This window comes from Streptomyces sp. NPDC053069 (genome assembly GCF_044546895.1).
In the GTDB taxonomy this organism is placed as follows: domain Bacteria; phylum Actinomycetota; class Actinomycetes; order Streptomycetales; family Streptomycetaceae; genus Streptomyces.
The window spans coordinates 247,633-261,494 of record NZ_JBITZN010000001.1 but is presented as its reverse complement, the minus strand read 5'-3'; the positions used below and the strand labels follow the sequence as shown (position 1 = coordinate 261,494).

9 protein-coding genes are annotated in these 13,862 nt (G+C 72.2%); 4 read left to right on the top strand and 5 right to left on the bottom strand.

The genetic code is table 11. The features are described 5' to 3' along the window. Positions 1 to 4: 4 nt before the first annotated feature. From ACIGXP_RS01190 to ACIGXP_RS01175, 4 genes are all read left to right on the top strand, one after another. Complete coding sequence (locus ACIGXP_RS01190; RefSeq protein WP_399762781.1) at positions 5 to 1,786, top strand: N-acetylglutaminylglutamine amidotransferase; 1,782 nt, start codon at positions 5 to 7, stop codon at positions 1,784 to 1,786. Beyond that, positions 1,762 to 4,008, top strand: coding sequence for a S9 family peptidase (locus ACIGXP_RS01185; RefSeq protein WP_399762779.1), 2,247 nt, complete (start codon positions 1,762 to 1,764; stop codon positions 4,006 to 4,008). The genes ACIGXP_RS01190 and ACIGXP_RS01185 overlap by 25 nt, the downstream gene beginning before the upstream one ends. 295 nt (positions 4,009 to 4,303) lie before the next feature. Continuing rightward, a complete protein-coding gene (locus ACIGXP_RS01180) occupies positions 4,304 to 5,257 on the top strand; it encodes a zinc-binding alcohol dehydrogenase family protein (RefSeq protein WP_399762778.1) in 954 nt (317 codons plus the stop codon). Between the two features lie 61 nt (positions 5,258 to 5,318). Continuing rightward, positions 5,319 to 6,122, top strand: coding sequence for an IclR family transcriptional regulator C-terminal domain-containing protein (locus ACIGXP_RS01175; protein ID WP_399762776.1), 804 nt, complete (start codon positions 5,319 to 5,321; stop codon positions 6,120 to 6,122). A gap of 128 nt (positions 6,123 to 6,250) precedes the next feature. Here the strand turns inward: ACIGXP_RS01175 and ACIGXP_RS01170 are convergent, their stop codons facing one another. The 5 genes from ACIGXP_RS01170 to ACIGXP_RS01150 are packed head-to-tail and all read right to left on the bottom strand — an operon-like array spanning position 6,251 to position 13,611. Further along, complete coding sequence (locus tag ACIGXP_RS01170; protein ID WP_399762774.1) at positions 6,251 to 8,782, bottom strand: acyl-CoA reductase; 2,532 nt, start codon at positions 8,780 to 8,782, stop codon at positions 6,251 to 6,253. Continuing rightward, a complete protein-coding gene (locus ACIGXP_RS01165; RefSeq protein ID WP_399762772.1) occupies positions 8,779 to 9,945 on the bottom strand; it encodes an acyl-protein synthase in 1,167 nt (388 codons plus the stop codon). Before ACIGXP_RS01165 ends, ACIGXP_RS01170 begins: the two co-directional genes overlap by 4 nt. Continuing rightward, the gene (locus ACIGXP_RS01160; protein ID WP_399762770.1) at positions 9,942 to 11,078 is read right to left on the bottom strand and encodes a GNAT family N-acetyltransferase; all 1,137 of its coding nucleotides are present in this window, start codon (positions 11,076 to 11,078) and stop codon (positions 9,942 to 9,944) included. The genes ACIGXP_RS01165 and ACIGXP_RS01160 overlap by 4 nt, the downstream gene beginning before the upstream one ends. After that, entirely contained in the window at positions 11,075 to 12,352 is a 1,278-nt protein-coding gene (locus tag ACIGXP_RS01155; protein ID WP_399762768.1) for an MFS transporter, read from the bottom strand. Before ACIGXP_RS01155 ends, ACIGXP_RS01160 begins: the two co-directional genes overlap by 4 nt. Next, on the bottom strand, positions 12,349 to 13,611 hold the full coding sequence (locus ACIGXP_RS01150) for a phenylacetate--CoA ligase family protein (RefSeq protein WP_399762766.1): 1,263 nt from the start codon (positions 13,609 to 13,611) through the stop codon (positions 12,349 to 12,351). Before ACIGXP_RS01150 ends, ACIGXP_RS01155 begins: the two co-directional genes overlap by 4 nt. Between the last annotated feature and the right edge of the window lie 251 nt (positions 13,612 to 13,862).

Genomic DNA, 13,862 nt, shown 5'->3' with positions numbered 1-13,862 from the left:
GCGGATGTGCGGTCTGAGCGGGGAGATGCGCTTCGACGGCACGCGGCCCGACCTGGCGGCCGTCGAGCGCATGAATGAACGGCTCGCCGCGCGCGGTCCCGACGGCCACGGGATCTGGGCGCGGGACGCGGTGGCCCTCGGGCACCGCAGACTCAAGATCATCGATCTCTCCGAGCACGGGGCGCAGCCGATGACCGACGACCAGCAGGAGCTCACCGGCGTCTTCAACGGGTGCATCTACAACTACGAGGAGTTGCGCGCGGAGCTCAAGGCCCTCGGCCACCGGTTCCGGTCCACTTCCGACACCGAGGTGGTCCTCAAGGCGTACCAGCAGTGGGGGACCGCCTGCGTCGACCGTTTCTACGGCATGTTCGCCTTCGCCCTCGTCGAGCACCGGACCGGCCGGCTGGTCCTGGTACGCGACCGGCTCGGCATCAAGCCCCTGTACCTGGCAGAGACCCCCGGACGGCTGCGCTTCGCCTCGACGCTGCCCGCCCTGCTCGCGGCCGGGGACGTCGACACCTCACTGGACCCGGCCGCCGTGCACCAGTACCTCAGCTGGCACGCGACCGTCGCCGCACCCCGCACCGTTCTGGCCGGGGTGCGCAAGCTCCCCCCGGCCACCGTGCGGACCGTCGAGCCGGACGGCACCTATGAGGAGCACTGCTACTGGCAGCCGTCCTACACACGCCGCCCCGAGCACGCCGGGATGGGCCCCGCCGAGTGGCGGGACACGGTGCTGGACACCCTGCGGACCGCCGTACGCCGCCGCATGGTCGCTGACGTGCCGGTCGGTGTCCTGCTCTCGGGAGGGCTGGATTCCAGCCTGATCGTGGCCCTGCTGGCCGACGAGGGACAGCGGGACCTGGCGACGTTCAGCGTGGGCTTCGAGTCGGAAGGCGGCGACGAGGGGGACGAGTTCCGGTACTCCGACCTGGTCGCCAGGGAGTTCGCCACCGATCACCATCAGCTGGTGGTTCCCTCGCAGCGGGTGTCGACGGCCCTGGACGCGGCCGTCCTGGCGATGAGCGAGCCGATGATGAGCCACGACGTGGTCGCGTTCCATCTGCTGTCCGAGCAGGTGGCCAGGGACGTGAAGGTCGTCCAGAGCGGGCAGGGCGCCGACGAGGTCTTCGCCGGCTACCACTGGTATCCGCGCCTCGCCTCCGCGGCCCGCGAGGAGGAACCGGACAGGTATGCCGAGACGTACTTCGACCGGCCGCACGCCGACCTCGCCGCCATGCTGCAGCCGCACATGCTGCCGCCGGACGACGTATCCGGCCGGTTCGTCCGGGAGCACATGGCGGTGCCGGGAGCCGAGACCGCGCTGGACGCCGCCCTGCGGCTCGACACCCATGTCATGCTGGTCGACGATCCGGTCAAGCGGGTCGACAACATGACCATGGACTCGGGCCTGGAGGCCCGGGTGCCGTTCCTGGACCACGAGCTGGTGGAGCTGGCGGCCGCCTGCCCGCCGGAGCTGAAGCTGGCCGACGGCGGCAAGGGCGTCCTCAAGGAGGGCGGCCGCAAACTGCTGCCCCTGGAGGTGGTCGACCGCCCCAAGGGCTACTTCCCGGTCCCGGCGATCACCCACCTGGCCGGACCCGTCCTGGAGAGGGTGCGTGAGGCACTGAACGCCCCGGAGGCGAAGCGGCGCGGGCTGTTCCAGGACTCCTACGTCGCCGAACTGCTGGCGGCCCCCGACCGACACCGCACCAAGCGCGGAGCGAACGCGCTGTGGCAAGTGGCTTTGCTGGAGATATGGCTGCAGACGCACGGAATCTGACCACCGACCCCCTCACGGGGCGCACGCCGGGCACGGACCGGACCACTGCCGAGCGGCCTGCCGCCGCGCGCCTGACCGCCGACTCACCTCCGCCGGCCTCGGACGGCCACGGCACCGCCTTCGCCGCGCCCGCCCGCATTCCCCTGCCGGACTCCTCCGGGCCGCGGGACGCGACGACGCGGCTCATCGCGCACGGCTGCTGGTACCCCTCGGCCGACCCGGCCGGAACACAGGTCGCCTTCATCTGCGACCGCGGCGGTGTACCCCAGCTCTGGGCGGGCCCCGTCGACGGCGACGCGATACGTCTGCTCGACGACGGACCGGACCCGGTCCGGGAGGTGTCCTGGTCGCCCGACGGCCGCTGGATCGCCTACACGGTGGCCCCCGGCGGTGGCGAGCACATGAGGGTGCTGTGCGTACGTCCCGACGGCACCGACCGGCACATCCTGGCCGGAGCCGAGCCGGGCAGCTCCGCCCATCTGGGCTGCTGGGCGCACGACGGATCGGCGGTCGCGGTCACCGTCGCGGTGCCCACCGCCGTACCCGCCCTGGACACCATGGCCGAGCCCGGTCCGGAGGGCCCCGGTCCGGCAGCCGGTCGCCTGCCGGAGCACTGGCAGCGCCGGATGGGCGATGCGGAACTCCTCGGTGCAGCACATCCCACGGACGCCGGGCTCGGAGTGCCGTCGCCCCACGTCACTGTCGACACGCGCGAGCGGGGTGCTCCGGGCGAGGCGCACATCGCCCCCGCGGCCGGCTTCGGCGACGGGCTGTCGGCCTATCTCATCGACCCCGACGGCATGGCCGCCCCCGCCCTGCTCGCCACCGAGCAGGACGCGGCGACGCTGCGCGTGTGCGATGTCAGCCGGGACGGCGGACTGGCGCTGCTGCGCCGGGGGCCCCGCGGGCGGCGTGAGGCCGTCGTGCTGCGCACCTTCGACCACGTGACGACCTGTGTGGTGCCGGTGGCCGACGGCGACCCGTGGATCGGCAGCTTCTCACCCCGCGCGGACACCCTGTGGCTGCGCAGCAACGCCCACCGGGAGTTCGCGGTCCTCCTCGCCGCCGGACTCGACCCGGAAGGGCGGCCGCGCAGTTGGTCCGTCGGGGCCTCGCGCGAGGACTGCGACCTGGAGCTGCTGCGCTGCGTCCACGACGGCAGTGCCGCCGTACTGGCCTGGAACGTCCGGGGCATGAGCGAGGTCGAGGTCCTCGACACGGACGCGTCCGGTACGGCCGGGCCCGCCACCGGTCCGTCCCGGCCCGTGCCCCTGCCCCACGAGGTGGTCACCCGCATCGTGGACGCCGGCCCCCGGCTGCTGCTGGCCCTGTCGGGGTCCCGGCGGCGCCCCGGCATCTGGTGGCTCCCGGAGGGCGTGACCTCGGTGCGCACCCCGTGGTCGTCACGGGACGAGGACGCCGTTCCCCCGGGCCGCCCGCCCGTACGACCGGCCCACCGCCGTCCGACCGCACGGGACGGGCTGCCGCTGAACGGCTGGTACTACCGTGCTCCGGGGCGCGGCCCCGGGGAGCCGGCGCCCTGCGTCATCCATCTGCACGGCGGACCCGAGGACCAGGAGCGCCCCGTCCTCGACCCGCTCTACCACGAGATCCTGGGCAGGGGACTGGACGTCTTCGCGCCCGACGTGCGCGGGTCGTCCGGATACGGCAGGTCGTTCGTCGACGCGGACCTGGGGAGGGGCCGGTTCGCGGCGATCGACGACGTGGCGGACTGCGCCGCCCACGCGGTTCTGGCCGGCCCGGCCGATCCCGCCCGGCTGGCGGTCATGGGCCGCTCGTACGGCGGCTATCTCACGTTCGCCTCTCTGGTCTGGCACCCGGAGCTTTTCCGCACCGGCGTGGCGGTGTGCGGCATGTCCGACTTCGCGACGTTCTTCGAGGGCACCGAACCCTGGATCGCCCAGTCGGCGGCCAACAAATACGGTCACCCGGTGGCCGACCGTGAACTGCTGCACGCCCTGTCACCGATGAGCCGCATCGACGCGCTGCGCGCGCCGATTCTCGCCGTGCACGGTGAACACGACACCAATGTGCCGCCAGGGGAGTCGGAACAGTTCGTGCGGGCGGCACGTGAACGTGGTCTGACCGCCGAGCTGCTCACGCTGCGCGAGGAGGGGCACGACTTTCTGCGTGCCGACAACCGGCGGCTCTTCCGGCGTGCCGCCGCCGACTGGTTGCAGCGGCACCTGACCGGACGATGAGTTGCCCTCCTCCCCCGTGCTGCCGGCCGTTCCGTCGCATCCCCCGTCAGGAACGTGCGCGGCAGCAAGGAGGGCGGCATCACTATGTCCCTATCGAAAGGACGAACGCAACTCTTCCCTTCCCTTTCTCACCTCACGAGAAGTTCGACATTAAATCTTCTCGCGGAGCGAGAAATAGGTGGCCCTTTCTCGGCTCGTGAGAAATATGTATGAGGCACGGTTCCCGGGTCGGAACCGGTACGCGGATGCCCTAGCCTGTCGGCGTACGCATCCGGCCCGTGTCGATAGGAGTACCGTGCGCGCGATTGTCATGAGGGAATTCGGCGGACCCGAGGTTCTGCGACTGGAAGAGGTTCCCGATCCCGAACCCGCGCGTGGACAGATCCTCCTGGATGTGAGGCTCGCGGGTGTCAATTACGCAGATGTCCATGTGCGGGGAAATACCTACCTCGCGCCGGTCGGACTGCCGTACATCCCCGGCAACGAGGTCGTCGGCACCACGCCGGACGGCAGGCGTGTCGTGGCGCTGACGCAGGGCGGCGGCTACGCGGAGAAGGCCGCCGTGCACCGCAGGCTGCACTGGGAGATCCCGGACGGCATCACCGACGAACAGGCGGTGCCGCTGGCTCTGCAGGGGAACAGTGCGTACCACCTCCTCTTCACGGTCGCCAGGATCACCAAGGGGGAGACGGTCGTCATTCCCGCCGCGGCCGGAGGCGTGGGCTCGCTGGCCGTCCAACTGGCGCAACAGGCGGGCGCCCGCGTGGTGGCTCTTGCCGGCACGGCGGAGAAGCGCCGGCTGGCCCTGGAACTCGGTGCGGTGGCGGCCGTCGACTCCTCCGACGCGGACGGCCTGGCGGAACGGATCCTCGACGCGGCAGGAGGCCCCGTGCACGCTGCGCTGGAGATGACCGGCGGCAAGACGCTGCAGCAGACCCTCGACGTGCTGGCGCCGCGCGGCCGACTCGCCGTGTACGGCTTCGCCGGCGGGCAGCTCGCCGACGTCCCCGTGCACACCCTGCTCCAGAAGTCGATCACCGCCGCCGGGTTCTGGCTTCCCCACCTGTACACCGACCGGACGCTCCCGCTGACGGCGTCCATGAGGCAGCTCTTCGACGCTGTCGGCAACGGCACGCTCAGGATCGTCAGCGGTGGCACCTTCCCGCTGGCCGACGCGGCCAAGGCGCACAACATGCTCAACAAGCGGGCCGGCATGGGCAAGTTCAGCCTCGATACGGTCAACCCATAGTCTTGGTGCCGGCTGCGTTCCCACCGACGGGCACGCGGGCGGGACGAAGGGGGTACGGCTGATGAGTGGGCAGCGCGGAAGCGGCACCGGTTACGCCGACCGTTTCATGCGAGTGCAGCAGGCGTTCATCACTCTGGGACCCGGTGCCCACCGGTTGTCCGCGATCGCCAAGGCCGCCGACCTCGACGACTCCACCACCGGCCGCATGCTGACCGCCGGCACCTACAACAGCACCTTCGTCCGGGTCGACCGGGGCCTGTACCAGCTCGGCAGCACGGTCGCCGACCTGGGGCTCCACGCGCTCTCCGAGGACAAACTCTCCGGTGACGAGGCCACCCATGTGCTGCGGGGCCTGCGGGAGGCGACCGACAGCGGGCTGGTCTTCCTGTACATGAGGGCCCCCTTCGGCATAGCCGGCAGACAGTGCCTGGACATGGCGGTGGGCGATTCCGACCTCGTGGAACTCGGCATGACACCGCGCGACGTCCTCTCCGTCACACGGTCGCTGCGCACCGGTGCCTCGGGCCGGACGATCCTCGCCTATCTGCCCGCGCAGATCCAGGAGCGCGTCGCCGCCGACCCGGTCCCGCAGGAGGCGGGCCCCGGCGTCATCCGGGACGGCGACGAACTTCTCGCCTCACTCGCCGACATCCGTGACCAGGGATACGCACTGGGACGCGAGGAGTGCATGGCGAAGTGGAACTCCGTTGCCGCTCCCGTCATCTGGGACGGTGCGATCTGGGGAGCTGTCCTGCTGCTCAAGCCCGTCGACGTCATGCCGGAAGCCCCGCAGCGCTACATCCATGCCACCATCACCGCGGCTGCCCGGCTCAGCCGGCTCGGCGGAGCCTCGTCGGCCGGCTGACCGCCCGCTCCGCACGCCGGGGTACGGCAGCAGCGCCGCGGGCGGCAGCACGGAGCGCCGCCGCCCGCAGGCGTCGCTGCCAGGGGGTGTCGTTTGGATCATCCCGGCGTCGCGGGGTCTGGCACGCCCTAGCGCAGGTCGATGACCGTGCGCAGTTTGCCGCTGGTCGGGGTGCGCTCGAACTCCTCCCGCCGGGCGGTCCGTACGGCGAGGGACAACAGCCCCTCTGTCCGTGCCGAGGCGAGCTCCGCCACCTCGGCGGTGAGAGCGGCCAGGGCGACCTCGGGACCGGGCGCGTACTGCTCGTCGAGCCGGACCGTCAGCCGCTCCCGGTCGGCATCCGGGGCCACCTCCAGCTGTACCTCGCCGTGGTAGCCGAGCCGTTCCTCCAGCACCCGGACGATGCGCCGGTAGTTGACGAAGTACGTGCCCACACGGACGACGTCGCCGTAGCGTCCGAGCAGTTCCAGCCGAGGCACGTGGCTGCCGCATGCACACGGCCCCTGCACCGCCCGCCCCATGTCACCGATCTCATAGCGCTCCAGCCGCTGACCGGACCGCGCCAGGGACGTGAACACCAGCCGTCCGGGCTCGCCCGGCGCCACCGGCCGGTCCTCGTGCGGGTCGAGGATCTCCAGCGTGTGCAGGTCGGTCAGCACATGATGGACCGAGCCGTCGCAGGACGCGCACTGGTAGCCCAGCGGTCCCAGATCGGTGCTGCCGTACGCCGCGGAACGGATCACCTCCACTCCGAACTCCTCGGTGAGCACCCGGCGTTGTTCGGCGGTGAAGTGCTCGCCGCCGTAGAAGACCTTGCGGATGCCGCCGTAGGCGCTCAGCCGGTCCGCCTCGGCGTGGAACAGCTGCCACAGGTAGGACGGCATGCCGAAGACGGTGTCCGCCCGGTGGGTGACCAGTGCCTCGGCCACCGAGGCGTGGTCGGGGCCTGCCGCGATCGGGAACTGGGTGGCGTTCAGCCGTTCCAGGATGGAGAAGAAGCTGATGAAGCTGCCGTACATCCCGCCGCAGTAGAACAGGTTGGCCGCCCGGTCGCGGGCCGGGTCGAAGCCCGCGGTGAGCAGTCCGTCCGCCGCGGCACGCATCTGGTTGTCGTAGTCGTCGCAGGTGAACACCGACAGCGCGGGCGCGCCCGTGGAGCCCCCGCTGCGGAAGTGCAGGTGCGCATGGCGTGGGTCCAGGGCGGCGAGCGCGTGCTGTACGCCCTCCTTGCCGAGCAGCGGTGCGTGCGGCGCGGGGGGCAGCACCGGCGCCGCCACCAGGTCGTCCAGGCAGGCCACCGTACCGAAGGCGGCGTCCGCGGCGCGCACGCTCACCCGGCGGCTGTAGCGCTGCAACGCGTAGACGCCGTCGTGCGGTTCGCCCTCGTAGCCGTCCAGCATGGAGCCGACCGGGGTGACACGGGTGACGCCCGCCGCGAACAGCGCGCGGGACAGCGCGGCCACGTCGGCGCGGTCGCCTCCGACCGCCGCGGTCTGCAGATAGCGGCGCATGGGGCGCAGGGTCGCGGTGACCGCGGGCCGGGGCAGGGGTTTCACCCAGATGGTGCGGTACAGCGGGGAGGCGTCGAGCGCGGGCCGGGTGTCGGCCAGCACCCGCCAGGAGCCGTCCTCGGCGCAGAACACGCGGGTCAGGCCCAGGTGTTGTTCGAGCCGGGCGAGCTGCTGCACGGTGGTGATCTCCGCCTGCTCGGCCGTGCCGGGCGGGGCGGACACCGGCCGTGCCGCGGACACCTTCGCGAGCCGCTCGGCGAACCGTCCGGCGAAGGCGTACAGCTCCTCGCTGTCGTCGGTGTCGAGGTAGACCACCTGCGGGCTGGAACACGCCTGCTGTTCGAGCCGGCAGACGTCCTCGGCGAGCGCGTCGAGGACACCGTCGCCGGACGCGGCCCGCAGGGTCAGGTAGGCGAAGGAGATGCGGTGGCCCCACTCGACCACCCGGCAGCCGGGCGGCGCCAGTTCGCCCGCCGCGCGCACCGCGTCCTCGCCGCCCCACACCGCGATGGCGTCGGCCTGCCCGCACAGCGCCTCCATCCACGCGCGGCGCGAGGACGGGAAGCGCAGGGCGATGATCCGTTCGGCCATGAGTCCGGAGGGATCGGCCGCACCGATCGCGGCGAGCAGGTCGAGGGCGAGGCGCGAGTCGGAGCTGCTGGTCTTGAGCACGTTCACGTTGCCCGCCAGCAGTCCCTCCACGACGCTCAGCGGTGCCACGGCCGCGGCGTTGCCCGGCGCGATGTGCACCAGCAGGCCGACGGGCGCCCAGGCCTCGTACACCGTCTCGCGGGCGTCCGGCCGGGTCAGCCGCTCCGGGCGCAGGCCGCCCAGTTCCCGCCGCAGCTTGCGCTCCAGCGCCTCCCGGGTGAGCACGCCGGCCAGTTCGGCCAGAACGGCCGCGGCGTCGTCGGCGGGCAGCTGCCCGGCGAGGCGGCCGTACAGGGCGGAGGCGGGATCGGCCAGGTCGCGGCCGACCGCGGCGCAGGCGCCGAGCACCACGTCGGTGGGCAGCGGACGCGTCAGGACCCGCGCGGCCAGCTCCGGCAGCCCGGCGAGCCGCCGGCCGGCCTCGGCCTCGTCGACGAGCTCCCCCTGCCACAGGTGGAGTTCGGGGTGGGACACGGGGTGGAGTACGGAGGCGGTCACGACATTCCCTTCATCAGTTCGGCGGCGGCCACCGCACAGCTGCGGTTGCGGCTCACCCCGGCCCGGCCGTGCACGGTGAACCAGTCGGTGGACAGCGGGCAGGGGCATTCCTCACCCGGGTGCAGCGACGCGAGGTCGCCCATCACCACGCTGTGTGCGGGCACGGAGGTGATGTAGGGACTGACCAGGTGCAGGAAACCGCGTTCGCCGTACGGCAGCGGGCGCAGCGTCCCGGTGTCGCGTACGGCCGCCCGCGACCACACGGGCACGTGCAGCCGGTGGTGCGCGCACTCGACGTACGGCACACAGTGCTCGACCGAGCCGAAGGTGTCGCGCACGCGGTCCCCGGGCACGCCGAGCAGGTCGGTGACCTCCGCGTAGAACGCCTCCTTGCCGATCTGCCGGTCGGCGTGGCCCTTCCACCCGCCGCCGAGCACCACCAGCGACCCCTCGGGCAGGGTGAGGGGCGGCAGCCCCATCGCCCGCATCCGCTCCAGGGTGAAGTACAGGAACGCCGGGAAACCCAGGATGCGGACCGGTACGTCGTCCTCGGCACAGCGCTGGAGCGCCGCGATGCAGCCGTGCACGTCGAACTCGTGGCCGCTGCCGGTGTGCCGCAGGGCGTGCGTGGTGTGCCGGGCCGGAGCGAAGTCGCACAGGTAGTTGTCGGTGAACGACGTGCCCAGTTTCAGCGCGGGCGCCGGCTCGTAGCTGTACAGCAGATAGTTGACCGGCTGTTCGGGGGTGATCCAGCCGTAGTGGTCGAAGATCCGGGCCACCATGCGCTGGGCCGAGCGGATGGTCCACGCGTCGAAGAACATCTGCGACTTCTGGCCCGTGGTGCCCGAGGAGGTCAGATGCAGGAACACCTCCTCGCGCGGGATCGAGAGCACCTCATGGCGCTTGAAGAAGGCGGCGGGCACCAGCGGGGTGCGCACCCCGTCGCCGACGGAGGGCGCGGGCGTCTCGGCCGGGTCCTGGAGCAGGGCGGCGAAGAACGGGGAGCGGCGGGCGTGCCAGGCGTTGGTCTCCGCCATGGCGGCGGCGAACAGCTCGTCCGCGACCTGGCCGTGCGCGTACGGCTCGGCCAGGTCGCACAGCTGCTGCACATGGGCCAGCGCCGCCGGGTCGGGAACCTCGACGGGAGCGAGATGGGGTTTCATCGGGACACCTCGTGAAGGGGCAGATAGGTGGCGGTCCAGGCACTCAGGTAGGCGCCGAGGTACGGCTGGAGCAGCGGACTGACGGCGGTGGTGCGGAAGTCGATCTGACGGCTGGTCCGCGACAGCACCACGTAGTCGTGGAGGCGGTCGTGGATGCGGCGCATCGCCGGGTAGACCGCGCTGGGTACGAACCCCGAGGCGAGGAACACCTCCAGGGCCTCGGCGTCGGCCAGCGGCAGCAGCGCCTCGGCGTAGTCCGCGCCGGCCCGGGTGACCGCGGCCATCAGCGCTTCCAGGGCGCCGGCCACCGCGGCCGGACGCGGATGGACGGCGACGAGCGCACAGCTGCCCGCCACGGCGTCGAGGTCGGCGTACGCCTCGAAGCTGCCGTCGGCGGCGACCAGGAGCGCGGTGGGCGTGTGCAGCGGGAAGAAGCGGTCGTCGGGCTCCGGGAACAGCTCCAGGAAGCGGCGCCGCACGAAGGCCGGGGCGGTGATCAGCTCGATCGGCTCGGCACCGGAGGCCGTGCCCACCGTGCGGCGGGAGGGGACGTGCCGGGTGCCGGCGTAGTCGATGCCGACGCCGGCGGATACGGCGGACATCAGCGGCGACAGCCGTTCGGGCACGCTCGCCACCGGTTCGCGGTGTTCCAGCACCCCGTCGGCGTAGCGGGCGAACAGCGCGAGGGTCTCGCACCCCTCGACCTCGACGGCGTTCGGCAGCAGGCCGAGCGGCCGGAAGCCGTTGCGTACGACGACGTGCTGCGGTCCTTCGGTGACCAGGCGGACGGTGGCGTACACCGAGTCGAGGCCGCCTGTGGCGAAGGCCTCGGCGCAGACCGCCCCGGTCAGCCGGGAGGCGAGCCCGCCGCCGCGATGCCCGGGGTGCACCGCGAGGCCGACGAGCTTGCCGATGCGGCTGCCCGGTTCGGTCACCACGACGGCCGAGCCCACCAGGGCGCCGCCGGCGGTGCGGGCGGTCAGCCAGTGCGCGGTGCCGTCGGTGATCAGCCGGCGCATGACCACCGGGTCGCTGCCGAGCGGCACCGGATAACCGTGCCCGTACACCTCGAAGTACAACTGCCGCAGTTCGGCGATGTCCTGGGCGGAGGCGGGGGAGAGGACGGCGGTCACGACGCCGCCCCCGCCGGCTCCTGCGCGACGGGCGTCCGCCGGGCTTCGGCGTCGGACCGGCGGCCCAGCCACCACAGCGCCAGTGCCACCGGGACCAGACCCGCGCCCTGGACCAGGCAGAGCGTGCGGGCCGCCAGATGGTCGCCCAGTGCCCCGAAGACGAGCGAGGAGACGGGGAAGGTGGCACCCAGCAGCGCCTGCATGACCGCGAAGAACCCCGGCTTGTCGGCGGCGGGCACCAGTCGCTGGAACAGTGCGACGAACCGCACGCCGATCACACCGACGCACCACCCGGCGACGGCCATCGAGACGACCGCCGCCGCATGCCCGGCGAGCAGCCCCGGAAGGCCGAGGGCCGCGGCCATGACCGCGAGGCAGACACTGCCCACGGCAACCGGACGGCCGGGCAGCCGCCCGCCGCTGAAGGAGCCGACCAGGGTCCCCGCGCCGAGGGCCGCCTCCAGGGAGGCCACGGTCGAGCCGGTCGCGTGCAGCACCTCCCGGGTGTACAGCGGCATCACGACGTAGACAGCGGTGGTGAAGACGTTGGCGGCGGCGAAACACACCAGCACCCGGCGGATGAACGGCAGACCGGCCAGGACCTGGCGCAGCGTGCGCCGCCTCGGAGACGCCTCGTCCGTGTCCGCGTGCCCGGCCCCGGTCCTCGGGAAGCGGGCGGAGCCGACCAGCAGGGCGGCCAGCAGGTACGCGGCAGCGCACGCGGCGGCGACGGCGGCCAGTGAGCCCGCGTCGACGACGAGCGGACCGAGCAGCCCGCCGCACAGCCCGGCGACGGACTGGGTGGACAGCTCGAATCCGGTGGCCGACTCGATGTCGGCGTCCTCGACGAGTTCCGGCACCGAAGTGGTCAGGCACGGATCGAACACCGCCTGACAGGCGGCCAGCGCCAGCCCGACCGCGTAGGCGGCGGCCACCGGCAGCAGTCCGGCGTACGCCACGACGGCCGCCGTGCCGGCCACCGCCCCCGCCACGGCCGCCGCGCCGGCCAGCACCGTGCGGTGCGCGCATCGGTCGACGATGCGCGCGACCACCGGAGCGAGCGCGACCGCGGGCAGGGTGCTCACCATCAGGAACAGGCCCGAGGCGAGGCCGCGGTGCGCGCCGCCGGCGAAGCCGACGAGCCACCAGACCGCGCCGACCTGGAACATCCTGCTCGCCGCCTGGGTGAGGAGCTGACCGGTCCAGACCCGGCCGAAGGACGCATTGCGCAGGACGAGGGGCAGACGTCGTATCTGCGCGGGTGCCGGGCTCACGAGTGCGGCCGTTCGTCGATGACGCGGATGAGCTTGCCCGAGCGGGAGTTGACCGCGAGGTCCCGGTGCCGCACCCATTCGACGGTCAGCGGGTTCACGTGCCCGGCGGCGGTCGCGGTCGCGTAGAGGGGGCGTTGCGCGAGCAGCGCGGCCACGACGGACTCGCCCAGCCGGGCATGGTCCTTGCCCGGGTCGGCGACCGCGAGCCGCAGCACCAGCCCGTCGCGGCCGTCCCACCGCCGCACGACGAGCTGCAGCCCGGTCACCTCGCCCGAGGCGTCGGCGGCTTCGACGACGTGATGGACGTCCTCGGTGTACAGGGAGACGGGACCGACCCGCACGCCCTCCTCCGCGCGGCCGAGGATGCGGAAGACACCGGCGTCCCGGTCGACCCACTCGGCCCGGTCGCCCGCCGGATACCGGAGCACCGGCATGAGCCGCCTGCGCAGGTCGGTGACGACGAGCCGCCCCGGCACGGCGTTCGCCTCGACGGGACGGTCGGTCTCGTCGCAGAGGATCTCGACCACCGTGTACGGCGTGAACGCCCTGTGCACGCGCGGGTCATCACCGGGCACGGCCTCTCCGAGGAGTCCGGCGTCCACGCTCGCATACCCGAGGGAGCGAGGCCGGGCGTTCGGGAACGCAGCCCGCAGCAGCGGGAGTTGATCGCCGAAAAGGCATTCCCCGCCGAAGAACAGCAGCTCCACGTCCGGCAGTGTCCGGCCGGCGCGGCTGAGGCGCTCGGCGAGCGAGCACAGCGTGGTCGGAGTACCGGCGACCACCTGGACCCGGAACTCCTCCAGGGTCGCCGCGGTGGACTCCCAGGGTGCCGCGCCGCCGATGGGCAGGCGGACGTTGGCCACGGGGGAGCGGTGCAGCGAGTCGAGGACGAAGCTGAAGCTGGCGTACAGGTCGCCCGCGTAGAAGAGGTCCGCCACCCGGTGACCGGGCCGCAGTCCCGCACGGACGAGCCCGGCACCGAATGCGGTGGTGAACTCCCGCCATTCCGTGCGGGTGTAGTAGGAGAACTTCGGCGACCCGGTGGTCCCGCCGCTGCGGAAGACGACCGCTTCGTCCAGCGGGGCGGTCAGCAGCCGGTTGTCACGGGGCGAATTGGCCCGCCAGAAATCGGCCTGGGGTACCACCGGAAGATCCGTGAGGCGCGTCACCTGCTCGGGTAGCCGGGCATAGAGCTCACGGTAGAAAGGCGAGTTGTTGCGGGCGAAACTTACCAGTTCCGCAAAAGGTTGAACGGGCATCAATTCCTGCTCAATGGCGTGGACCGCCGGCACGGCACATCACCGGCGAGGTGCGACGGAGCCGGTCGGCCGGGGTGGGCGTGGACCGTGTCGCTGAGGGTGTGAAAAAGCGGCGCGCCCATGACGAACAGGGCGTCTGTGCACCAGGATATCTCACTATGCGGGACGGACTTGCGCTAACCAGCCATGCCCGCAAGGGGTTTGACGCCCCGTGGACGTAATACGGGACCCTTCGGTTCCATGCGGTACGG

Coding starts and splice junctions, on each gene's coding strand:
- ACIGXP_RS01190 (WP_399762781.1), top strand. CDS start 5: ATGTGCGGTCTGAGCGGGGAGATGCGCTTCGACGGCACGCGGCCCGAC.
- ACIGXP_RS01185 (WP_399762779.1), top strand. CDS start 1,762: ATGGCTGCAGACGCACGGAATCTGACCACCGACCCCCTCACGGGGCGC.
- ACIGXP_RS01175 (WP_399762776.1), top strand. CDS start 5,319: ATGAGTGGGCAGCGCGGAAGCGGCACCGGTTACGCCGACCGTTTCATG.
- ACIGXP_RS01165 (WP_399762772.1), bottom strand. CDS start 9,945: ATGAAACCCCATCTCGCTCCCGTCGAGGTTCCCGACCCGGCGGCGCTG.
- ACIGXP_RS01150 (WP_399762766.1), bottom strand. CDS start 13,611: ATGCCCGTTCAACCTTTTGCGGAACTGGTAAGTTTCGCCCGCAACAAC.